This is a genomic window from Paenibacillus sp. S25, from assembly GCF_019454085.1.
Lineage (GTDB): Bacteria > Bacillota > Bacilli > Paenibacillales > Paenibacillaceae > Paenibacillus > Paenibacillus polymyxa_B.
In genome coordinates this window covers 2,134,549-2,157,106 of record NZ_CP073683.1, presented here as the reverse complement: position 1 = coordinate 2,157,106, position 22,558 = coordinate 2,134,549, and the positions used below count along the sequence as shown (strand labels likewise).

Below are 22,558 nucleotides of genomic sequence, written 5' to 3'. Positions count from 1 at the left end.
AATCTTATTTTTCTTCTCCAGATCTTTATTGTCTGGAGCTTTTTTTGTCCTTTTTTCCATTTTCTATTGTACATACCCTTTGGAAGAACTCTTTCATAAAAATGATCGTGTTATAACTACTAAGTTTTATCGCCTTTTTAATTTTCGGGAAAACTGGCATTTGCTCTATCCATATGGCGGTATTGAATAGCTTCAGCCACATGTGAAGTCAAAATTTTCTCTGAGTCATGTAAGTCTGCAATGGTACGCGAAAGCTTGAGAATTCGATCATACGCACGCATGCTTAAACCGAGTGCGTCCATTGTCTGATCAAGCAACTCCGCTGCATTTTTTTCTAATACGGCATATTTACGAAGCATCTGACCGGACAGCTCACTATTCCATGAAAAGGGAAGCTTGCTGTATCTGTGGATTTGTATCGCTTGAGCAGCCAGCACCTGCCTTCGCATTTCAGCGGATGACAATGATTCTTTTTCCTCCCGCCAATCCTTCGGCTGCGATACTTCAAGCTGAAGATCAATCCGATCCAGCAGTGGACCGGAAATACGTGAACGGTAGCGGGCTACCGCTGCAGGTGAGCAGGTACAGCGCTGATGTTCCGTATCATTTCCGAAAAAGCCACAGTGACACGGATTTAAAGAGGCAGCAAGTAAAAAATGCGCCGGATACTTAAAAACAGCACGTGAACGACTGATCGTAACATTGTGGTCTTCCAAAGGTTGGCGCAGCACTTCTAGTACATGACGGCTAAACTCAGGCAACTCATCCAGAAATAAAATCCCCCGGTGTGCAAGACTGATTTCTCCTGGTTTGGGTATACCTCCCCCACCCACCAAACCAGCAGCAGAGATCGTATGATGAGGCGAACGGAAGGGACGAATATTCATCAGATGAGGCGATGACTCCTTCCACTTCCCGGCAGCGCTGTATACTTTGGTGACTTCAAGCGCCTCCTTTTCAGTCAAAGGCGGAAGGATAGATGGCAACCTGCGGATGAGCATTGTTTTCCCAGCCCCCGGCGGTCCCATGAGCAGGATATTATGCATTCCGGCTGCAGCGATGACTAACGCACGCTTGGCGTGCAGCTGACCCAGCACATCGCTGTAATCCTCCATGTTGCTAGTTATCTCTTCTTTCTCACACAACGGTATATGCTCTGCTTGAGGTAAATGGTCATAGGAACAGATCATGACTTGTTTACTGGCAGTACAACTCTGATTTGTCGCTTGCCTATCAACACTCCCTTGTGCACGATCTTCAATCGGGATAAGATCTGCTAGATGACGTATAGCGTAAATACGTATATCCGTAATCAGACGAGCCTCGCTTGCGTTTTCCTGGGGAAGCAGCACGGAATTGAATCCTTCTCGCTTGGCCAGATCAACCATAGACAGCACCCCATTTACAGGGCGAATACTGCCATCCAGCGCCAGCTCGCCAATAAAAAGTGTCCGTTCTCCCACGGGTAAAACGACCTGTTCACTGGTTGTCAGCAACCCTAAAGCGATAGCAAGGTCAAAAGATGATCCTTCCTTACGCAAATCAGCAGGAGCTAAATTAATCGTGACACGCTGGGACGGATATTTAAAGCCACAGTTTTTAATTGCTGCTCTGACACGCTCCACTGCCTCTCGAATCGCCGAATCCGGCAATCCTATAATCGCTGTCTGAGGCAAGCCATTGGACAAATCAGTCTCAACTTCAATCAGAACGCCATCTATTCCATACAGACAAGCTCCGTGTAATTTTCCATACATATCAAAAAGCACCTCTCCTCATATTGGAATGCTCCCTTTCGGGAATCATTGCATATATGAAAAAAGGTGCTTCCAAATTTTCATTCTTTGCAAATGTAATGTTCGAAATTTTAGCTCCGAACCATGCTTTCAAAATTCTTGACTAAGTTTATCTGACGACAGATTATTTGTCAAACAAGGTCAGCTTATCAGCTGCCGGAGTACGTGGTCTTGATTCCGGGATAACGTCAGGATAGCCTGCATATATCATTCCTATTACCTTCTCACCCGGTTGAATTCCCAAGTGCTCACGGAACTTAGGCGAATACAAAAATGGCTTTGTCACCCAAAACGTTCCGATTCCTTTGCTCCATGCGGCAAGCATAAAATTTTGTACAAGCGCGCTGACCGCTGCAAAATCCTCATCCCAAACCGCTTGACGCGGGTCTTCTTCCAGCACTACTAAAAGCTGGATCGGGTTGTGCAAAATGCCGCTCTCAAACTTGTTGTCCTTACCGATGTCGGCTGCAATTGCTTTTGCAAGCTTTTTCCGTCCTTCACCAGCAAATAACAGAAAACGCCACGGTTCACGCATTTTATGATTAGGAGCCCACACAGCGACGTCCAGCAATTCTTTGATCGTATCTACCGGAATGGAGTCGGATTTAAATCGTTTAATCGTCCGGCGTTCCTGAATTACATCTATGACATGTTCACTAAAGGTATGCTTTGTCACGTAAATCCTCCTTCACACGTACAACTTCTCGATATTCATTTTCAGATGAAAATGATAACTATTCTCAATAAAATATACCTGTAGCTTTCCTTCCTGTCAACCTGTACATATGAATTCAGTCCCGCACTTTTAGCTTCGAAAAAGCTCTTACTCTTTTAAAATGCGCCTATTAAATGGTCTGTAACAACTGCCTTTTCGTCAGTTAATTGTGCAGAAATCATGTCAAAGCGGATTGGAGCTTCTCCAATCCCGTTCATATGCAAATATACAGCGGCTGTTTGGCGAACTTGGGCTATTTTACGCGCAGTAACTGATTCTGCTGGCGTTCCATATTTGGAGCTACTTCGACTACGTACCTCAATAAACACGAGTATATGCTCCTGCTTGGCAATCAGATCTATTTCACCACTGCGGCATCGCCAATTACGCTCTATGATTCGGTAACCCAAGTTTTCTAAAAACAAAGCCGCTGCCTCTTCGCCCATCGCTCCTTTGGCTTTCCGTTGGTCCTTGCTTCCAGCCTTCATCTCATTACGCATCACCAGTCATCCCTTGATGCAAGCCGATCCATTTGATATATATAAGTAAGCACCTCTGCCACCAACTGATAGAGCTCAGCAGGGATTTGTTCGTCCAAATCAAGTTTGGATAGTACTTCAACCAGCGCAGCATCCTCCTGTACTGGAACACCATGTTCTTTAGCTTTTTCTAAAATGCTATCCGCGATACGGCCGCTCCCTTTGGCAACGACAATCGGTGCTTCGCTCTCACCAGGCGTATATTTAAGGGCGACCGCCTTCTTTATGGAAGGAGAAGGAGGTTCCAACGGCTCTTTCATATTTTAAGATCGACTCCTTTATACGGCTGAGGCACATAGCTTTGTACTTCAGAAGAGGCGAGGCTGTTCTGTTCAGTCCTTATGGGCATGGGCTCGGTACGAAGCGATAGAAGCTGGTATCCTAGTGACTCCAACGCTGTGTGAATGGATTCACGCCCACTGGTTAACAACGAAGCCGCCCATTCATGATCATTATGGAGCTTGACACTTACAATCCGATCTACAACCTGGACATCTACCAGGGTCGGTCCAAGCCCCTTCATGTCCAAATCAAACCAAAGACGACAGTTGGAGGCGTCCAGCTCTCCTCGTTTGCCGCGGCGGGACTGAATCTGGATCGTAGCTGTTTCACGACCGTCCGGTCCAACGAATGGTATAAACATGTGTACTTGTGCAAAAGGCGCCGTTCGGTCTGTGTTGAGCAGCAACTGCTGACCTGTCAGGTGCTGTACAACCTGCTGGGCCGCCTCTTTCAAAGCGGGCGGCAGGTCGTCACTGGTCATCAGCTGGAGCAGTGCCCCTTTTACGGTGTCTGCGTCTGCTGACACCGTGTCCCCAGACGCAGCCGCTAATCCCGGCAGCGTCTGGGGCATTCCCTCTGGCGGCTCCATACGTGCCGCCGCCCCTTGCGCGACCTGTGTAGTCGCGCGGTGCACTTGCTGCTCGTGCTCTGCACCGAGCAGCTTCAGTACGCGGCCCACCCACGGGTCTTCCGTGGGGGTGAGCTGCGGACTGGACGCTGCAGGCTGCGATGCAGTGGCGTCTGCAGCCCGCAAAGCGCCGGCCATTGGCTGCGCCACTTCCGTTGCGGGCTGCTCTGGCGCAGCCGTGCTCAGCGCGGGTGGCACCGCCGCGCGTAGCTCTTGCAGCAACGTGCGCAGCCGCTGGAGCGGCACCTCTGGCGCAGCAGTGTTGCCTGCTGTGGATTGCGGCACAGGGGCACCAGCCTGCTGTGCCGAGAGACGGTCAGCCGTGGCTGCGGTTAAGGCGGGCTTGGCCCCCGCAGGCTCTGCCGTGGCAGCCGCTGGAGCGCCATCCACATCCTTAAGCTGTGTGCTTGCCGCTGGAGCTTGCTGTGACTGTGACTGCTCCACTCTGGTGCGGGGACCATTTAATGCATCAGCACTCGATTCTGGCGCATTTACGCCAGCTTCCGATGCCACTGTCGCTCCGCGTCCATTGGCTGCCTCCGATTCTCCTGGAGCAGTCCCTTTGGCTGCAGATGTAGCCCCCGTCGCAGTATCTGAATCTGTTGCCAAAGCACTCGCTGCTGCAGCAAGGTTGGCTGCTTGAGTCCCTTTTAACAATTCCTTGCCGCCTGTGGTTTGTCCAGCTTCTGCCTGCTTTGCAGCGGTAGAAACATCCTTGGACAATAGAGGTGCTTGGCCTTCCTGTCCATCTACCACCACAGAAGAAGCACCTGTTGGACTAGCAGACATTCGGTCAGCGTTCTTTATAGCTGTCGATTCCCCCACTGAACGGTCAGTGGATATTCCCTGTGCTTGCTGTTTTAATACCGTTTCAAGCTCTTGCTCCAGCGAAGACAACAGATCATTTAAAGGAGGCCCAAACATCGCTTGACGCAATCCATTTATGCTTTCTGCCGTCAATGGGAGCCCCCGCTGAAAGGCAACTGCCGCCGCCTGCACAAACGTTCCCAATTGTACATTGCCGCTTTGCTTCGCCATAGCTTCTCGCAAAGAAGCCGCATTTTCCGACGTCAACGGCACACCATTCTTTTGCATTGCCTGTATAAGCTCCCTGTTCTGAGCTGTATCCGGCAGTCCCACCGATTCCAATACATCTGTCAGCGCTACGGTTTGCTGTGGTGTATTGGCCACATCGTTCAGAGGCTTAAGCACCGTCATTCCGCTGGGGGAAGCCGGTTGAACCTGAAACGTTGTAGTCTGTCCAGGTTGAAGAGGGGTCTCCAGCTTTGCCCTGACCTGAGAACCTTGTATTTGCAGCACAGCCTCACCGCCGTCCTCAGACACCTTTAGCACGACTCCTCGTACGACCTGACCTGGCTGCATATCAAGTTTTTTAGCCTCTCCAGCCTTCACATCTCCAAGTAATCCACGAAATACAGATCCGATGTTCATATCGCCCCTCCTCTCACTCTCCCCCATTCAAAGGGGCTTATGGTATTAGTTATACTTTATATCGGCATTGTCCCGATTCATAATAAGTAACTACAGATCAAACAGTGTCGGTTGCTCCGTCAACAAATTGCCCAGAAAGCTGCGTCTATGCATCTTTGTAGGTCCTAGCGCCAATATTTGTTCCCTGTGCAACTTGGTAGCGTAACCTTTATGTATACCGATCCCATATTCCGGATACTTCGCATCCCATTCACCTTTACACAGCCGATCACGGGTTACTTTGGCGATGATAGAGGCCGCCGCAATGGACTGACTGTTCGCATCTCCTTTAATAATAGAGAGCTGAGGAATAGGCACATCTACCTTTTCTGCATCCACCAGTAAATAATCAGGAGATACATGTAAAGCCTCAATTGCCTGCTTCATAGCCAAACGAGCTGCCTGCTTAATATTGATATCATCAATCGTGTGCGCGTCTACATAGCCAACTCCTACAGCAATAGCCTTCTCCATAATCAGCTCGTAGTAAGCTTCTCTCTTCTTGTCCGTCAATTTTTTGGAATCATCCACACCTTCCAGTAACTCACCCACTGGTAAAATGACTGCTGCGGCCACAACATCCCCAAACAGGCATCCACGACCTACCTCGTCAATACCTGCAATCCGCTCACAAGACTGCTCCCAGCATTTTTTTTCATAATGTAGCATGTCCTTCGCTACAATCTCTTTATTTTCCATATTCAATACCTGCCCATCTATATGTAGTTTAACGCGTCATTCATGCCGTAGCTCTAGCGATTGAATTCAGCTTACCACAGACCTTCACCGTCCAAAACCCTTTTCTAACTACCTTCAAATACCAAAAAAAACCTTCCTCCTCTCCGGAGAGATGGGGAAGGTTCTTCCTTGCCACAAAATGCTATGTTCTGCATCGGTGTACCAGTAAAATCAGTAAGGAGCTTCCAAACTGAATCGTCCCAGCTTCCCTGCACGCAGTTCACGCAAAATGATTTTTGACGCCTTTTCGAGATCTACACGTCCGCCGCTAACAATACAGCCACGTTTACGTCCGATCGCTTCCATAACGTTGACAATTTCATCAGGATTTTCTGTATCTTCAGGACGTTCGGTGAGCTCAAAGCGCTCTGCCAGTGCATCCCAATAGTACTGAACCAAATATTTAGTCGCAAAAAAGGCAATATCCTCGACATTCAGAATTTCTTCCTTGATCGCACCTGTAACTGCCAGACGATAGCCTACATTCTGATCCTCAAATTTAGGCCATAGAATACCTGGTGTATCCAGCAATTCAATTTCTCCGATCTTGATCCACTGCTGTGCCTTCGTTACCCCTGGACGGTCACCCGTAGCTGCAATATTACGTCCCGCCATTCGGTTGATCAGTGTCGATTTACCGACATTCGGAATACCAACAATCAACCCACGCATAGGACGCGGGTTCATTCCCTTCCTAATCTGCCGATCTATCTTTTCCTTAAGCAGCAGCTTAGCCTGAATCGGAATTTCTTTTAGTCCAGTCCCAGTTGTGGCATCCACCGGAAGGGCCACGTGCCCCTGCTCCTTAAAATAGGCAATCCATTGCTGTGATACTACCGGGTCCGCCAAATCTGCTTTATTCAAAATAATCATCCGCGGCTTGCCTTGCAAAATATCATCAATCATTGGATTTCGGCTGGAGAGCGGCAATCGAGCATCAATCAGCTCAATGACCAAATCAATTAACTTTAATTTTGCTTCAATTTGGCGGCGCGCTCTGGTCATATGACCAGGAAACCATTGAATCGTCACCGTCATCACCCCATTGATCGTAACTCCTACTTTTACCCTTAGGCTCTTAGTTAGGATTACGGCAGCTATGCTGCTTATTAGTTATTCTAGTGGTTAATCCACTGCATATCTTTCGCCGGCCAGAAAATAACGTCAGCCCGACCTACGACTTCCTTCAAATCAATATATCCAATCATCCGACTGTCTGTACTATTGGAACGGTTATCTCCCATTACAAAAATATGCCCTGCCGGAACTTTTCCATCCTTAAACTTCTCATTTGGAAAATTTGTAAACTTGTTGTAAAGCTCGCCATTCTGATGCGCTTCTTCTAAAGGAGCTTTCAAATAAGCTTCCTGAATCGGCTTACCATTTACTGTAATCGTGTCACCTTCTACCTTGACCGTATCTCCTTCAACGGCAATGACGCGTTTGATAAAGTCTCTTCCTTCCTCCGGCACATGAAACACGATCACTTCGCCTGGTTTAGGGGCACGGAAATCGTACAAAATCTCATTTACAATGACGCGTTCTCCGGTATGAAAGTTAGGCTGCATCGACGGGCCATCCACAATAAACGGCTTAAAGAGAAGCCAGCGGATTAAAAAGACAAGCACTAACGCAATAATGATGGCCTTGAGCCACTCAAAAATCTCATTTTTTGGTTTACGCTTGGGCGTACCATCCTGATCAGTTGGCTGCTGTACAGCTCCTTGTCCTACTTCTTGCTCCATAGCTCACTGTCCTCTCTTTACGGTCAATAATCCACAGTTCCCTATGTACGTAGAAAAAACGAAAGGAGCTTGTAACCAAGCCCCTTTCGTTATTCGTTGTATTAACGACGAATTTCTTTAATTCTCGCTGCTTTACCGCGCAGTTCACGAAGATAATAAAGCTTCGCACGACGCACTTTACCACGGCGAGCCACGTCGATTTTATCGATTTTCGGGGAATGAAGCGGGAAAGTTCTTTCCACACCTACACCGTAAGAAATTTTACGAACTGTAAAAGTCTCACTGATTCCACCACCACGGCGTTTAATTACAACACCTTCAAACAACTGGATACGCTCACGAGTTCCCTCAATAACTTTCACGTGCACTTTCAAAGTGTCACCAGGACGAAAGTTAGGCAAATCTTTACGCAGTTGTTCTTCAGTGATCGCTTGGACGATATTCATCTATGACTCCCTCCTTCCGTACAGGTGTTCATGCTTCTTCTGGAAACACAACCGTTTCCTTCATCATCCACAGAGGACCACCGTATTACACACAACAGATGTATTGTATCATGGAGGATACCGCATTGCAACAACAAAAAGGGATTTGACCAAACATTATTTAATTGACTCCATTATAAAACAGGTCACTGCCTGCTTTCAAATCCACTCATGTCTAAGGCGCTTTATTGCTTATCCTCCAAACAGTCAGATTTGCGCTGTTCCTCAATCCACATGCGCTCCTTGCCTGTCAGTTCAGCCTGTTCCAACAGGTCTGGTCGGCGTTCCATCGTGCGACGTAACGCCTCTTGGCGTCTCCAAGAATCAATATTGACGTGATGTCCTGACAGGAGTACATCAGGAACTTTCCAGCCCCGAAACTCCGCAGGCCGGGTATAATGGGGGTACTCCAGCAGCCCCGTACTAAACGAGTCCGTTACCGCACTCGTTTCGTTCCCCAGCACTCCTGGTAGCAACCGTGTCACACTGTCAATGACGACCATGGCTGGAAGCTCACCACCAGTCAACACATAATCTCCGATAGAAAGCTCATCCGTCACCAAATGCTCTCGAATACGCTCATCATAACCCTCGTAATGCCCACATATAAAAATAAGATGGTCCTCTTTAGCCAGCTCTTCCGCTTTCTTTTGCGTAAAAGTCTCGCCTTGTGGACACATCAAAATAATACGCGGAGATTTTATGTCTGTGTTACGTTCTACCCCTTCATGTTGGATAACTTCATTGGGAGTCTCTAATGTTGGTTGCTCTGATTTATCCAACAGCGCTTCCACGGCAACAAAAATAGGGTCAGGCTTCAAAACCATGCCGCCCCCACCGCCATAGGGCGTATCATCCACTTGTCCATGCTTGTTGCCGGCATACTGACGAAAATTAACCGCTTGCAGTGATACAATTCCCTTATCCCTTGCTTTTCCCAGAATGCTTGCATTAAATACTCCATCAAACATCTCTGGAAACAGGGTCAGCACATCCACCCGCATTACAGTAGACCTTCCATTAACCGTACCGTAACCCGCTTTTCACGCACGTTTACATCCAAAATAACATCCTCTATATACGGCAATAGCAGTTCCTTGCCTTTAGGCATTTTGACTACCCATACATCATTGGCTCCCGGAGTCAAAATTTCTTTGACCACGCCGAGCTCATTTCCGTCTTCGGTCACCACTTCCATGCCGACTACTTCATGAAAATAGAATTCATTTTCTTCCAATTCGCCTAACCGCTCAGCAGATACCTTCAACAATGTACCTTTATATTTTTCAACTTCATTAATATTGTGATATTCCTTAAATTTAGCGACAACCATATTTTTTTGAAAACGCGCCGTTTCAATAGTTACGGGGATCGGTGCTTTACCTTCCGCCGGAACAATCAAAAGCTCACTACCTTTAGCAAAACGATCCTCTGGGAAATCTGTCGTCGTTAATATTTTAAGCTCCCCACGGATTCCATGGGTGTTCACAATTTTTCCGACATTAAACAATTGTTGCATCGTGTTCCTCCTGCTTGTAATCGGTCCCGCTCCATATCATCTTCATCATGTACGAAAAAGGGTTAGGACATACATCCTAACCCACTTTCGTATATCTTTAAGATATGATGTCTACGGTAACCCGTTTATCCATCTTAACGGCTGCTGATGCAACCACAGTGCGAAGCGCCTTGGCGATACGACCCTGCTTACCAATGATTTTGCCTACATCCTCAGGATGCACACTAAGCTCATATACAACAAGCCGATCCTTCTCCAAGGTCTTCACGGTTACATCTTCCGGATGATCGACTAAAGCCTTAGCAATGATTATCACTAATTCTTCCATGGTTGACCCTCCGTATCAGCACCTTATTTCTGTAGTTTAGACTCATGAAACTTTTTCATTACGCCCGCTTTGCTAAGCAAGTTACGGACTGTGTCGGATGCTTGTGCACCATCTTGCAACCATTTCAGCGCTTTATCTTCATCAATTTTTACAACCGCTGGTACTGTGATTGGGTTGTAGTAACCGATTTCTTCGATAAAACGACCGTCACGCGGGGAACGAGAATCAGATACCACGACGCGATAGAAAGGAGCTTTATGTGCACCCATACGTTTCAGACGAATACGAACTGCCACGAAAATTCACCTCCTTCAAAAAGTAGACTGTATATTGTTATCCCATAATTCCAAAGGCCTAATGGCCTTAGCGGAAAGGAAACTTCATACCTTTACCCATACTCTTCAGCTGCTTCATAGCCTTGTTTTTTCCACCCTTAGGTCCCATCATGTCTGAGAACTGCTTCATCATGCGGCGCATTTCGTCAAATTGCTTTATCAGACGATTTACCTCAGCCAGTGATGTTCCACTGCCTACAGAAATACGTTTACGTCGGCTATGATTAATCATGTCTGGGTTTTGCTTTTCCTGTGTGGTCATAGAATGAACGATAGCCTCAATCCGGCCCATCTGTTTGTCATCCACTTTGATATCTTTCATTTGCTTCATGTTGCCCATACCGGGAATCATATCAAGAATCTGGTCGATTGGGCCAAGCTTCTTAACTTGATCCATTTGCTCCAGAAAATCTTCAAAAGTAAACTCGGCATTACGCATTTTCCGTTCCATTTCCTTCGCCTTATCGGCGTCGATATTGGACTGCGCTTTTTCAATCAGGGACAACATGTCACCCATACCTAAAATCCGTGAAGCCATCCGTTCAGGATGAAACGGCTCCATCGCATCCAGCTTTTCACCCAATGTAGCAAACTTGATCGGACACCCCGTCACAGCCTTAACCGATAAAGCTGCACCACCACGAGTGTCACCATCCAGCTTCGTCAGTACAACTCCCGTTAACTCCAGGCTACTATTAAAGTGCTCTGCAACGTTAACCGCGTCCTGCCCCGTCATGCTATCTACAACCAGTAGAACTTCATCCGGGTTGACGTTGGTATGAATCTGGCGTAACTCTTCCATGAGCTCTTCATCAACATGAAGACGACCAGCAGTATCTATAATAACGTAGTCATTACCATTATCCTTAGCATGCTGCAAACCCTGTTTTGCAATTTCTACCGGGCTTGTCTGATCTCCCAGAGTAAATACAGGAGTATTAATCTGCTCACCAAGGACCTGAAGCTGCTTGATCGCGGCTGGTCTATAAATATCACCAGCTACAAGCAATGGACGATGATTTTGCTTTTGCAACAATTTCGCCAGTTTACCAGACGTCGTCGTCTTACCTGCGCCCTGGAGACCCACCATCATAATGACCGTAGGCGGTTTGTTTGCTTTGGCAAGCTTGGCCTGACTGCCACCCATCAACTCGGTCAGTTCCTTGTTCACGATGTCGATGATGACCATGCCTGGCGTAAAGCTGTCCATCACTTCCTTACCAACGGATTTCTCCTTTACCTTGGCAATAAAGTCCTTTACAACCTTGAAGTTAACGTCCGCCTCAAGCAAAGCTAATCGCACTTCGCGCATCGCCTGAGCTACATCATCCTCAGACACTTTTCCTTTGCCGCGCAGTTTACTGAATACATTTTGCAAGCGAGTCGATAATCCTTCAAATGCCATACTTTCGCACCTCCTTGTCTACCAGGGTTGTTTGTTCTTATATCTATATGTCCTACAATTCCTGCAGGCGATTTACAATTTGATGGACATGTTGCAGAGTGCCTTCATCGGACTCACCGATTTTACCGAATGCCTCATACAACGTCTTATTTAATTCTTCGAGATCTTTGATTCTACGCTCATACTTACTTAGCAAACCAAGCTTTTCCTCGTACATTTCCAATACCTGTTCAGCGCGTTTAATATGTTCATATACTGCCTGACGGCTAATTTGAAATTCCGATGCAATTTCCCCTAAAGAAAAATCATCATGGAAGTAATATTTTAAAAACATCTGTTGCTTCTCTGTAAGCAGAGGTTCATAGAAGTCAAACAGTCGGTTAATCCGGTTTGTCTTTTCCAGCCGATTCTCCTGACTCATCTTGTATACCTCCATCGTCAAGGAAAAACACTTTACAGTTCTTTTCAACGTTCCTTATGATACATAAAAGAAAAGAAGATGTCAAGCGTTATCCCTTGTCATACAAAAAAAAGCCGATCCACTGCCCTTAAACGGAAGTACGGATCGGCTTTTTGCCCACTGTTACTTAAACCCTTACTGGAGTTAGATACAGCAGAACAGCCAGAAAATGAAGTATGCTGCCTGCCAAAACAAACAGATGCCAGATCGCATGGTGATATGGAAATGCCCGCCACACATAGAAAATCGTGCCCAACGTATACATTAGACCACCTACGAACAATAACGTCATACCTCCGGCGGGAACAGTCGCAACCAGAGGATTCCAGGCAATGGTGATGAGCCAGCCCATCACAATGTAAAACACGGTAGACATAAACAGGAAGCGCTTGGTGAAGAACGCCTTGAACAACACACCAAACAGTGCAATCCCCCAAATCACTCCAAACAGTGTCCATCCCAGAGTACCTCGCAGTGCAACGAGCATAAACGGGGTGTAGCTACCTGCAATGAACAGGTAAATGCAAGAATGATCGAATATTTCGAACAAATCCTTCATTTTCCCTTCACGCAGGCTATGAAGCAACGTTGAATTGGTGTACAACAGCAACATCGTAATCCCGTAAATCGTAAAGCTGACGACATGCCAAGTGGTTCCTTTCATGCTAGCAAAAACAATGAGCAACACAAGCGCTGCTACGCTTAAAACGGCTCCAATTCCATGTGTAATGGCGTTGGCTACTTCTTCCCGTCGGGAGTAGGTATAGGTGTTTGCCATCGGTTTTTCACCCGGCTTCCTGATTTATATTTTACATACAAGATACATTACATATACGGCATCGACAGACTTCTTGCTTTCATTATACATCTGGGCGAACTTGAGCAGCAACAGGATGGCTACTTAGTCCCAAACGTAGCATGAAAGCCTACTTTAAACGTATCAGTTCTGTTCTTCCTCGCCTGTAGCAGTTGCTTCGACCGTCTCTTCCTGAATCAACCCCGCAAATAACGCATGAACGAATTGCTCGGAATCAAACGGTTGAAGATCATTCACTTTTTCACCTAAGCCCACCAGCTTAACAGGCAAATTCAGCTCCTGACGGATGGCCACAACAATCCCGCCCTTCGCTGTACCATCCAACTTCGTTAGTACCAGCCCGGTTACACCGCTTTTCTCACCAAACAGCTTGGCTTGGTTAAGTGCATTTTGTCCAGTCGTCGCATCAAGCACCAACAACACTTCATGAGGAGCATCTGGAATTTCGCGTTGAATCACACGGAAAATTTTGTTCAGTTCCTCCATTAGATTGCTTTTATTCTGAAGTCGTCCTGCGGTATCACACAACAAAACATCTACTTGTCGCTGCTTGGCAGCCTGTACGGCATCAAACATAACCGCAGCCGGATCGGAACCGGATTGCTGCTTAATAACCTCTACACCTGCCCGTTCGCCCCATACCTCCAACTGTTCAATCGCACCCGCCCGGAACGTATCCCCAGCAGCCAACAATACTTTTTTGCCCTCTTGTTTAAAACGGTGAGCTAACTTGCCAATGGTTGTTGTTTTGCCGACGCCATTGACTCCCACGAATAAAATAACTGTAATCCCGTCAGGACTCATTTTGAGCTGACTATTGTCATTACCCCGCAGCAACTCGGACAACTTTTCCGACAATACAGGCTGTAACTCGGATGCGTCCTCGATTTTGCGCTTTTTCACTTCTTCTCGCAGGTCTTCGATGAGATTCATAACCGTGTTGACGCCTACGTCCGCTCCGATCAGAATTTCTTCCAGTTCCTCATAAAATTCCTCATCAATCTTTTTACGGCGAATCATCAAGTCTGTTACTTTTTCAACAAAACCTTTACGTGTTTTTTCCAAACCATCTTTGAACTGTTTTGTGACAGATTCAGTTTTGTTTGCAATGCTTTCCTTCAATTTCCTAAAGAAACTCATGGATTCCCTCCGTTGGTCTGAAAGTATGTTGTTTAATGTCAGGCAATCTCAGCTTCGTCGTTGTCCAACTTGACAGATACGAGTTTGGAAACCCCGCCTTCCTCCATCGTAACCCCGTACAGCACATCTGATTCTTCCATTGTGCCCTTGCGGTGTGTGACTACAATGAATTGTGTCTGCTCCGAGAATTCTCGTAAATACTGGGCAAAACGCACCACGTTTGCTTCGTCCAATGCAGCCTCTACTTCATCGAGTACACAGAATGGAACAGGTTTAACGTGTAAAATGGCAAATAGTAACGCCATCGCTGTTAACGCACGCTCACCGCCCGACAGTAGCTGCAAGTTTTGCAGTTTTTTGCCCGGGGGCTGAGCTACGATGTCAATTCCCGTCTCCAATAAGCGTTCCGGGTCAAGCAGCACGAGATCAGCTCGTCCGCCTCCGAATAGCTTGGAGAATACCGTTCCGAATTCGCGCCGAATAGCATCGAACGTAGTCTTAAAGCGTTTGGACATTTCTTCATCCATTTCACGAATAACCTGATAAAGTGTTGTCTTGGCCTCCACCAAATCAGACTTTTGCTCATCAAGAAACGTATAACGCTCATGCACACGCTGGTATTCCTCAATGGCGCCTAGATTCACCTCACCTAACGCGGAAATACCCCGTTTGAGCCTTTCTACCTCACTCTGCGTACCTTCAATATCTTCCGGTATAGGGTAACGCTGCTTGGCTAACTCATAGCTGAGTTCATAATCATCACTTAATTTTTTTAGAACGTTTTCCAGTTCCACATCAAGTCGATTTACTCCAATTTCCGTTTGACGAAGCAACTCCTCCACTGACTTGAGCTGAATTCGCTGTTCTTTCGTGTCGTTCTCAGCCACTTCCAGCTTTTTGGACAAGCTGCTGCGTGCAGCCCGCTTGAATTCCAGTTGCTGTGCGGCTTCTTCCTTTTTCAAACGGTATTGATTGAGATTTTCAATCTGTTTCACGGTCTCCTGCTCATTGGTCAGCAAATCTGCTTCGATGGAAGCAAGCAAGGTCTTGTTTTGTCTCGAATCCTTACCAAGAGTATCATAATCCCCACGCAATCTGCGCAGCTGCTCTTCCAATGAAAAGCGCTCCTGGTCCAGCTTTCCTTCTCTTACCTTGAGATTCGTGAGCTCTCCCTGCAGCTGCTCTTTGGCAGATTCGTTGGCTTTACGGGCAAATTCGGCAGCGTGAATGGCCTGATGCGTTTTCTTCTCTTCTTCCTCCAGCGCAGCCAACTTTATCAACGCTTCTTCACGGGAAGTTTCCAGCTCCTTGATTTCCTGATCAAAGCCCTTTTTCTCCTGACCAGACGCAGCGACCTGCTCCAGAACATGACGAAGTTCATGCTCCAGTTGCTTGAGCTCCATTGCCATCTGCTGCTCTTCACCGCGCTTCACATCGCCTCCCTGACGCAACTCGTCCAGACGGGTCTGTGTCTCCTCCAACTGGCGTTTGGTATCTATTGCACTCTGGCGCAACCTTGCAATTTGCTGCTCCGTATCTACAATGTCTTGATCCAACTGATCCAGCTGACGTTTACGTCCAAGCAGATTAGCATTTTTCTTGAACTGGCTTCCCCCAGTCATGGAACCCCCTGCATTGACAACATCGCCTTCCAAAGTGACCACGCGGTATCTATATTGGCAACGGGCCGCAATACGGTTTGCATCTTCCAGCGTACGGGCAATGACCACATTTCCCAAGAGACTGCCTACAATTCCGGCATATCGATCATCATACTGAACAAGATCTGCACCGATCCCGACAAAGCCTTCAGCGCCTTCTGCAATTTGGCGTTCCCCTGCGCCGATTTGGCGCGGGCGGATAACATCCATAGGCAAAAATGTCGCTCTGCCCAGTTGACGTTGCTTTAGAAAACTGATCGCCTGTCTGGATACGGATTCATTTTCCATCACGATGTGCTGAACTGAAGCACCCAAAGCTGTTTCCATCGCCTGCTCTAAATGCTCAGGCACCCGAATCAGCTCCGCTACCGCTCCATGTACACCGTGCAAGGTTTCTTTTCGTGCAGCCTTCAATACCTCTTTAACTCCAAGCATGAAGCCGTCAAAGTCATCCTGCATTTCCTTCATCGTATCACGCCGTGAAATTAGAGCCTCTCGTTTTTGTTCCCATTTACGAACCGTACCCTGGTTTTCTTCCAGTAGTTTTTGCAGGGCTTGGTACTTTTCACTTCCCTGAATATAGCCACTACGCAAACTACTGATTTCCTGCCCCAGCTTCTGAACAGCAGCTTCCAATCCCTTTTTGCGCTGTTCAAGTTGTACTTTCTGGGCTTCCCATTTGCCGGATTCGTCACTTACGCGAGTCACACGCCGTTCCAATGCTTCTTTCTGTTGGTCTGTATAACGAATTTCGTTACGCGCCTGTGCCATCTGATTCATCAGTTCCAGCAGACCACCCTTTAGGCTTTCTTCCTGCTCCTGGCTGATTCCGCCTGTAACACCAATCAGTTTGGCCTCTTCGTCAGACAGCCGCCCACGCAACTCGTCAAGCTCTACATTCAGTGCAGACAGCTTTTCGTTCAGTTGATCCAGTTCACTCCTGCGCTCGGAATGCCGTGATTCGCTTGTGCTAAGTGATAAGATCAATTGTTCCCGATTAGCCTCCAGATTGCGTGTACGCTCTTTGAGCAATTCGCCGTAGCCTTCACTTTTCTCCGTCGCTTCACTGTATTGCAGCAGATCCCTTTGCAACCGCTCTACTTGCTCTTCCAGCTGGCGTAATTCGTTGCGGTCGCTTTCCAGCATCGCATCGTGGCGGGACACCACGGTAGACAACTGAAGTTGCTCCTGCTGCAGCAAAGCTAGTTTGGAAGTCGCATCGCTCCACGAAGTATGAATTTGTTCAATTTGATGGACGTACATTGAAATTTCTTTGGATTTCAATTCACCGCGCAGCTCTTTAAAATGGATCGCCTTTTCAGACTGCTCCTTAAGCGGTCCAATCTGATCCTCCAGTTCACTAACCAAATCGTGAATACGCAGTAAATTTTGCTCCGTTTCATCCAGCTTGCGAACCGCATCTTTTTTACGCGATTTATATTTTACGATACCCGAAGCTTCCTCAAAAATACCTCGACGATCCTCGGATCGGGTACTCAGAATTTCTTCAATGCGTCCCTGTCCAATAATTGAATAAGCTTCTTTACCAATCCCTGTATCCATAAACAGCTCTGTAATATCTCGGAGTCTGCATGATTGACGATTAATGAAATATTCACTATCCCCACTTCGATGTACACGTCGCGTCACCGTGACTTCACCAAAATCCAGAGGCAACGCCTGATCTTCATTATCCAACGTAAGCGATACTTCACCGTAATTAACAGCCTTACGAGCATCACTACCCGCAAAAATAATGTCCTCCATTTTGCCGCCACGCAGTGATTTGGCACTCTGTTCGCCAAGCACCCAACGAATCCCGTCGGAAATATTACTTTTTCCGCTTCCGTTGGGTCCGACGACTGCCGTAATGCCGCGGACAAATTCCATTTCCGTTTTATCTGCAAACGATTTGAAGCCCGCCAGCTCAATGCGCTTTAAAAACATGCTCAATCTCACCTCTAACATTTCAAATATGCTTGTACAACACCGTACACCTGATTGATATGAATTATCCCTATTGTAGCATAAACTAGCTTGTATAAAGCACAGTACCGACACTCACATTACACCAGCAAAGCCACGAAAAAAGAGCAAAACGCAGTCCATTCGCCATTACGGGCCGGGACTCCCCGCGGACTGCCCTTTGCTCTTACTTTGTGTCCCCTGCTTGCGTAACCCGTCCGGGCTGCTCAGGTACCGATTACGATTCTGCCAGCTTCAAACGGTTTAAAGCTACTGCCGCCGCTTGCTGCTCAGCTTCTTTTTTGGAGCGTCCCGTACCTGCCCCTAGCCGTTCGCTGTCCATATATACCTCAGCTACAAACTCGCGCTCATGGGCTGGTCCGCGCTCCTCTACAATCTTGTATTCAAGCATCCCCATGTTATGATGCTGCGTCAGTTCCTGAAGCTCTGTTTTGAAATCACTCATCTGAAGCTTACCGTTTAATACAATTTGAGGAAAAATATAACGTTCCAGAAACGACCGGACGGCCTCCAGACCCTGATCCAAATAAAGCGCACCTACGAACGCTTCGAATACATCAGCCAACAGAGCCGGACGAGTACGTCCACCTGTCAACTCTTCACCTTTTCCAAGCAGTACATATTGCCCAAACTCAAGCCCGACAGCAAACTTCACCAGAGAAGGCTCACAGACAATAGCTGCACGCAGCTTGGTGAGTTCGCCTTCGGGTCGGTTAGGGTACTGATTGTACAATTGCTCGGACACCGTCAGTTCCAGAACAGCGTCACCTAAAAATTCAAGACGCTCATTGTCTGCATGCTGACTGAACCGATGTTCGTTTACGTAGGAAGCGTGCGTAAAGGCCTGCTTCAGAAGCTGCCGATTGTTGAATTGAATATGAAGTTTCTGCTGTAATTGCTTCAAGTCTCCACTCAACGAACTGACCCCTTATGCTTCATATTTTTTTAGAATAACCGTAGCATTGTGACCGCCAAAACCAAAGGAATTGGACATAACCACATTCAGTTCCGCTTTTCTCGGCTTATTAGGTACATAATCAAGATCGCATGCCGGGTCTTGATTATCCAAATTAATCGTTGGCGGAATCGTCTGATGCTGAAGGGCGAGACCACAGATCACGGCTTCAACGCCGCCCGCTGCACCCAATAAATGCCCTGTCATCGACTTAGTTGAGCTGATCGCTACCTTATAGGCATGCTCTCCCAGCGTTTTCTTGACTGCTTCCGTTTCGGATTTATCACCGACTGGCGTAGATGTACCATGTGCATTGATATAATCAATCTCTTCAGGATTCAATCCAGCATCACGGATCGCCATTCTAATGCAGCGTGCTGCTCCCTCTGGATCAGGCTCCGTCATATGATGGGCATCGCCAGAAAGACCGTAGCCAATCACTTCACCGTAAATACGCGCACCACGCTTCAAAGCATGATCCAACGATTCTAGAATAAGAACACCAGAGCCTTCGCCCATAACAAACCCGTCTCTTTCGGTATCAAAAGGACGACTTGCCTTTTCAGGCTCGTCGTTACGCGTGGACATTGCTCGCATGGAACAAAATCCAGCCATACCAATCGGACGAATAGTCGCCTCAGCTCCTCCGCAAATCATGGCGTCTGCGTCACCGCGCTGAATCATGCGGAAGGAATCACCAATAGCATGACTGCCCGTGGCACAAGCCGTAACTGGTGATGTATTGGGGCCTTTAGCACCGAGTGAAATCGACACTTGACCGGAACCCATATTAGCAATCATCATCGGGATGAAGAAAGGGCTTACGCGTTTAGGTCCTTTTTCAATCAGTGCGTTGTGCTGATCCTCCCAAGTTCCCAATCCGCCAATACCGGAACCGACAGATACACCAACACGCTCAGCATCCGCATTTTCTCCGATTACAAGTCCACTGTCCTCAAGCGCCAATTTACTAGCTGCAACCGCAAACTGCACAAAGCGGTCCATTTTACGCGCATCCTTACGTTCAATATAATCCTCTGGATTAAAATCTTTAATGGAAGCGGCTATTTTCGTAGTGTACTCACTTGTATCGAAAGCTTCGATTTCACTGACGCCGGATTTTCCAGCCATCAGATTATCCCATAGTGTGTTCAAATCCTGTCCCAGCGAAGTGATTACACCCATTCCTGTTATGACAACACGTTGTTTCAAAGATAATCACCTCTATGTCTACTGCATATTGTATTTTAAGACCGCACTCTCTTGTGCGTAAAAATAATATAGAATCAACTAAAGTTAGTAATGCCGCATACTCCTCAGCCTTTGACTAAGTGAAGCTGAGCCAGACTCAAAAACACGCGGCAATTCCGTCTTTAGTTCAATCTGTATAATTAGGAGAAAGTCCCGCCTGTAACAGAACGGGACTTTTGATGACATGAATTAGGTATGAGATTGTATGTACTTCACAACTTCACCTACAGTTGTAATTTTCTCTGCATCTTCATCAGAGATTTCCATATCAAACTCATCTTCCAATTCCATTACCAATTCAACTACATCGAGAGAATCAGCGCCTAAATCATCTTTAAAAGATGCTTCAAGTGTAACTTCGGCTTCGTCGGCTCCCAAACGGTCAACGACAATGCGTTTTACGCGCTCCAATACATCGGACATCCGGCTCACCTCCTCTTAGGTATTATACGAAAATTACAATTAAAATGCCATAGAAGAGAGTTTTCATTGACAACTCTTCATCGGGGCATGCGGATTGCAACATGCTACTACATATACATGCCGCCATCCACATGCAAAGTCTGGCCCGTCATATATGAGGAAGCATCCGAGGCCAAGAACAGCACCACGTCAGCAATTTCCTCAGGCCGTCCAAGACGGGCCAGCGGAATACCGCTCAGCATATTGTCACGCAAATCATCAGCCAGTACCTGCGTCATCTCAGTATCGATGAATCCAGGAGCCACACAGTTCACTGTAATACCTCTCGAAGCAAGCTCTCGAGCAGAGGATTTGGTAAGACCAATTACCCCTGCTTTAGCAGCAACGTAGTTGGCTTGGCCTGCATTGCCAAGTACACCAACCACGGAGGAGATATTGATAATTCGGCCAGAACGCTGCTTCATCATTGGACGTGTTGCCGACTTAAGACAATTAAACACACCCTTCAGATTCGTTTCGATCACCTGATCGAATTCCTCTTCCTTCATGCGCATGATTAAATTATCTCTTGTTATGCCGGCATTATTCACCAGGATGTCAATCTTGCCCCAAGCGCCAATCACATCCTTGATCAACTGATCTGCTTCGTCAGCGCGACCGACATTAGCCTGAACTGTAATAGCCTCTACACCTTTGGCACGAATCTGCTCTGCTACCTCAGTCGCAGCCGCTTCACTACCAGCATAGTTTACCGCCACATTTGCACCTGCTTCAGCCAGCGCCAGCGCAATACTACGGCCAATTCCGCGCGACGCTCCCGTAACGAGCGCCGTTTTTCCACTCAATGGCTTAGACATCATAGTCCCCCCTTGCAAGTATATAACCCGTTAAGGCAATGATTATACTTTTAACGGGCCTCCAAGGCTTCCGTTACAGAAGCAAACGACTCCAGGCTGCTTATATTATACAGCTTAACCGTTTTGTCGATTTTTTTAACCAGTCCAGTCAATACACTTCCCGGTCCAAACTCAACAAAGGTGTCAACACCTTGTTCTAGTAGCCATGTTACACTGTCTTCCCACAGTACTGGAGAATAGACCTGATCCACCAACAGTTGGCGAATTTCGCTCCCCTCACGTACAGGTTGAGCTGTTACATTGGCAACAACCGGAACCTGAGCTTTGGAGAAAGTTACAGCCCCCAACTTGCCGGAGAGCTTGGTCGCTGCTTCCTTCATCAATGACGAGTGGAAAGGACCGCTAACCTCCAGAGTAATAGCGCGCTTGCCTCCTGCTTCCTTCACACGTTCAGCGACAGCAGCTACGCCCTCCTTCGTACCAGATACAACAATTTGTCCAGGACAATTGATGTTGGCTAGTTCGACCAGTTGACCAGACTCCGTAATATCACGGCACAATGCTGCCAATGCTTCACGATCAGCTCCCAACACAGCAGCCATCCCGCCTTGCCCATCAGGAATGGCCTGCTCCATGAACTCGCCACGTGTACGAACGATTTCAACCGCATCCTCAAATGCGAGGACACCGGAAGCGACTAGCGCGCTGTATTCTCCTAGACTGTGTCCAGCCACATAATCAGGATGAATGCCCATTTTTTCCTTGAACGCTTCATACAATGCAATGCTCGCCGTTAACAGTGCAGGCTGCGTATTGGATGTTTGCTTCAAAGCTGTGTCCGGCCCTTCAAAAATCAGTGTGCTTAGTGCGAACCCTAACCGTTCGTCCGCTTGGCGAAATACTTCTGTTGCAGCTGGAACTGCTTCATAAGCATCTTTAGCCATACCTACAGCTTGTGAACCCTGACCGGGAAATATAAATGCCGTTTTGCCCATCGTGTAT

At 47.2% G+C, this 22,558-nt stretch carries 23 protein-coding genes; all 23 read right to left on the bottom strand.

Features of this window, described 5'->3' with window-relative positions; translation table 11 throughout:
* Positions 1-137: 137 nt before the first annotated feature.
* Complete coding sequence (locus KAI37_RS09495) at positions 138-1,757, bottom strand: YifB family Mg chelatase-like AAA ATPase (RefSeq protein WP_220031132.1); 1,620 nt, start codon at positions 1,755-1,757, stop codon at positions 138-140.
* A 163-nt stretch (positions 1,758-1,920) separates the two neighbouring features.
* Positions 1,921-2,472, bottom strand: a complete 552-nt coding sequence (locus KAI37_RS09490) for a nitroreductase family protein (RefSeq protein WP_025723284.1) — start codon at positions 2,470-2,472, stop codon at positions 1,921-1,923.
* A gap of 155 nt (positions 2,473-2,627) precedes the next feature.
* Positions 2,628-3,011: a YraN family protein gene (locus tag KAI37_RS09485; protein WP_025723285.1), complete on the bottom strand. Its 384-nt coding sequence runs from the start codon at positions 3,009-3,011 to the stop codon at positions 2,628-2,630.
* Positions 3,011-3,310, bottom strand: coding sequence for an EscU/YscU/HrcU family type III secretion system export apparatus switch protein (locus KAI37_RS09480; RefSeq protein ID WP_023988176.1), 300 nt, complete (start codon positions 3,308-3,310; stop codon positions 3,011-3,013). Before KAI37_RS09480 ends, KAI37_RS09485 begins: the two co-directional genes overlap by 1 nt.
* A complete protein-coding gene (locus tag KAI37_RS09475; RefSeq protein ID WP_220031131.1) occupies positions 3,307-5,412 on the bottom strand; it encodes a DNA ligase in 2,106 nt (701 codons plus the stop codon). The genes KAI37_RS09480 and KAI37_RS09475 overlap by 4 nt, the downstream gene beginning before the upstream one ends.
* 90 nt (positions 5,413-5,502) lie before the next feature.
* On the bottom strand, positions 5,503-6,150 hold the full coding sequence (locus KAI37_RS09470; protein ID WP_075155048.1) for a ribonuclease HII: 648 nt from the start codon (positions 6,148-6,150) through the stop codon (positions 5,503-5,505).
* Positions 6,151-6,360: 210 nt separating this feature from the next.
* On the bottom strand, positions 6,361-7,221 hold the full coding sequence (gene ylqF / locus KAI37_RS09465) for a ribosome biogenesis GTPase YlqF (RefSeq protein WP_023988173.1): 861 nt from the start codon (positions 7,219-7,221) through the stop codon (positions 6,361-6,363).
* 86 nt (positions 7,222-7,307) lie between these two features.
* Positions 7,308-7,934 (bottom strand): signal peptidase I, encoded by a 627-nt coding sequence (gene lepB, locus KAI37_RS09460; protein WP_013309866.1) that lies wholly within the window; start codon positions 7,932-7,934, stop codon positions 7,308-7,310.
* Between the two features lie 101 nt (positions 7,935-8,035).
* Positions 8,036-8,380, bottom strand: coding sequence for a 50S ribosomal protein L19 (gene rplS / locus KAI37_RS09455; RefSeq protein WP_010346403.1), 345 nt, complete (start codon positions 8,378-8,380; stop codon positions 8,036-8,038).
* A gap of 224 nt (positions 8,381-8,604) precedes the next feature.
* Positions 8,605-9,423, bottom strand: coding sequence for a tRNA (guanosine(37)-N1)-methyltransferase TrmD (gene trmD / locus KAI37_RS09450; protein WP_220031130.1), 819 nt, complete (start codon positions 9,421-9,423; stop codon positions 8,605-8,607).
* Entirely contained in the window at positions 9,423-9,938 is a 516-nt protein-coding gene (rimM, locus tag KAI37_RS09445) for a ribosome maturation factor RimM (RefSeq protein WP_069291714.1), read from the bottom strand. The genes trmD and rimM overlap by 1 nt, the downstream gene beginning before the upstream one ends.
* 97 nt (positions 9,939-10,035) lie before the next feature.
* The gene (locus KAI37_RS09440) at positions 10,036-10,266 is read right to left on the bottom strand and encodes a KH domain-containing protein (protein ID WP_013309863.1); all 231 of its coding nucleotides are present in this window, start codon (positions 10,264-10,266) and stop codon (positions 10,036-10,038) included.
* 23 nt (positions 10,267-10,289) lie between these two features.
* Positions 10,290-10,562, bottom strand: coding sequence for a 30S ribosomal protein S16 (gene rpsP, locus KAI37_RS09435; RefSeq protein WP_013309862.1), 273 nt, complete (start codon positions 10,560-10,562; stop codon positions 10,290-10,292).
* Positions 10,563-10,629: 67 nt separating this feature from the next.
* Positions 10,630-12,006, bottom strand: coding sequence for a signal recognition particle protein (gene ffh / locus KAI37_RS09430; protein WP_023988170.1), 1,377 nt, complete (start codon positions 12,004-12,006; stop codon positions 10,630-10,632).
* A gap of 52 nt (positions 12,007-12,058) precedes the next feature.
* Positions 12,059-12,427, bottom strand: a complete 369-nt coding sequence (locus KAI37_RS09425; RefSeq protein ID WP_220031129.1) for a putative DNA-binding protein — start codon at positions 12,425-12,427, stop codon at positions 12,059-12,061.
* Positions 12,428-12,593: 166 nt separating this feature from the next.
* Positions 12,594-13,244: a PAQR family membrane homeostasis protein TrhA gene (gene trhA / locus KAI37_RS09420; protein WP_025721713.1), complete on the bottom strand. Its 651-nt coding sequence runs from the start codon at positions 13,242-13,244 to the stop codon at positions 12,594-12,596.
* A 162-nt stretch (positions 13,245-13,406) separates the two neighbouring features.
* Positions 13,407-14,423 carry a signal recognition particle-docking protein FtsY gene (gene ftsY, locus KAI37_RS09415; protein ID WP_025721714.1) on the bottom strand — a complete coding sequence of 339 codons (1,017 nt, stop codon included), beginning with the start codon at positions 14,421-14,423 and terminating at the stop codon, positions 13,407-13,409.
* Positions 14,424-14,461: 38 nt separating this feature from the next.
* Entirely contained in the window at positions 14,462-18,031 is a 3,570-nt protein-coding gene (gene smc / locus KAI37_RS09410; protein WP_076292636.1) for a chromosome segregation protein SMC, read from the bottom strand.
* Between the two features lie 256 nt (positions 18,032-18,287).
* On the bottom strand, positions 18,288-18,986 hold the full coding sequence (gene rnc, locus KAI37_RS09405; protein WP_013309856.1) for a ribonuclease III: 699 nt from the start codon (positions 18,984-18,986) through the stop codon (positions 18,288-18,290).
* 12 nt (positions 18,987-18,998) lie between these two features.
* A complete protein-coding gene (fabF, locus tag KAI37_RS09400) occupies positions 18,999-20,237 on the bottom strand; it encodes a beta-ketoacyl-ACP synthase II (RefSeq protein ID WP_023988165.1) in 1,239 nt (412 codons plus the stop codon).
* Between the two features lie 228 nt (positions 20,238-20,465).
* Complete coding sequence (locus KAI37_RS09395; RefSeq protein ID WP_007429985.1) at positions 20,466-20,699, bottom strand: acyl carrier protein; 234 nt, start codon at positions 20,697-20,699, stop codon at positions 20,466-20,468.
* A 107-nt stretch (positions 20,700-20,806) separates the two neighbouring features.
* Entirely contained in the window at positions 20,807-21,556 is a 750-nt protein-coding gene (fabG, locus tag KAI37_RS09390) for a 3-oxoacyl-[acyl-carrier-protein] reductase (RefSeq protein WP_023988164.1), read from the bottom strand.
* Between the two features lie 50 nt (positions 21,557-21,606).
* A complete protein-coding gene (fabD, locus tag KAI37_RS09385; protein ID WP_071640453.1) occupies positions 21,607-22,551 on the bottom strand; it encodes an ACP S-malonyltransferase in 945 nt (314 codons plus the stop codon).
* Positions 22,552-22,558: the final 7 nt, after the last annotated feature.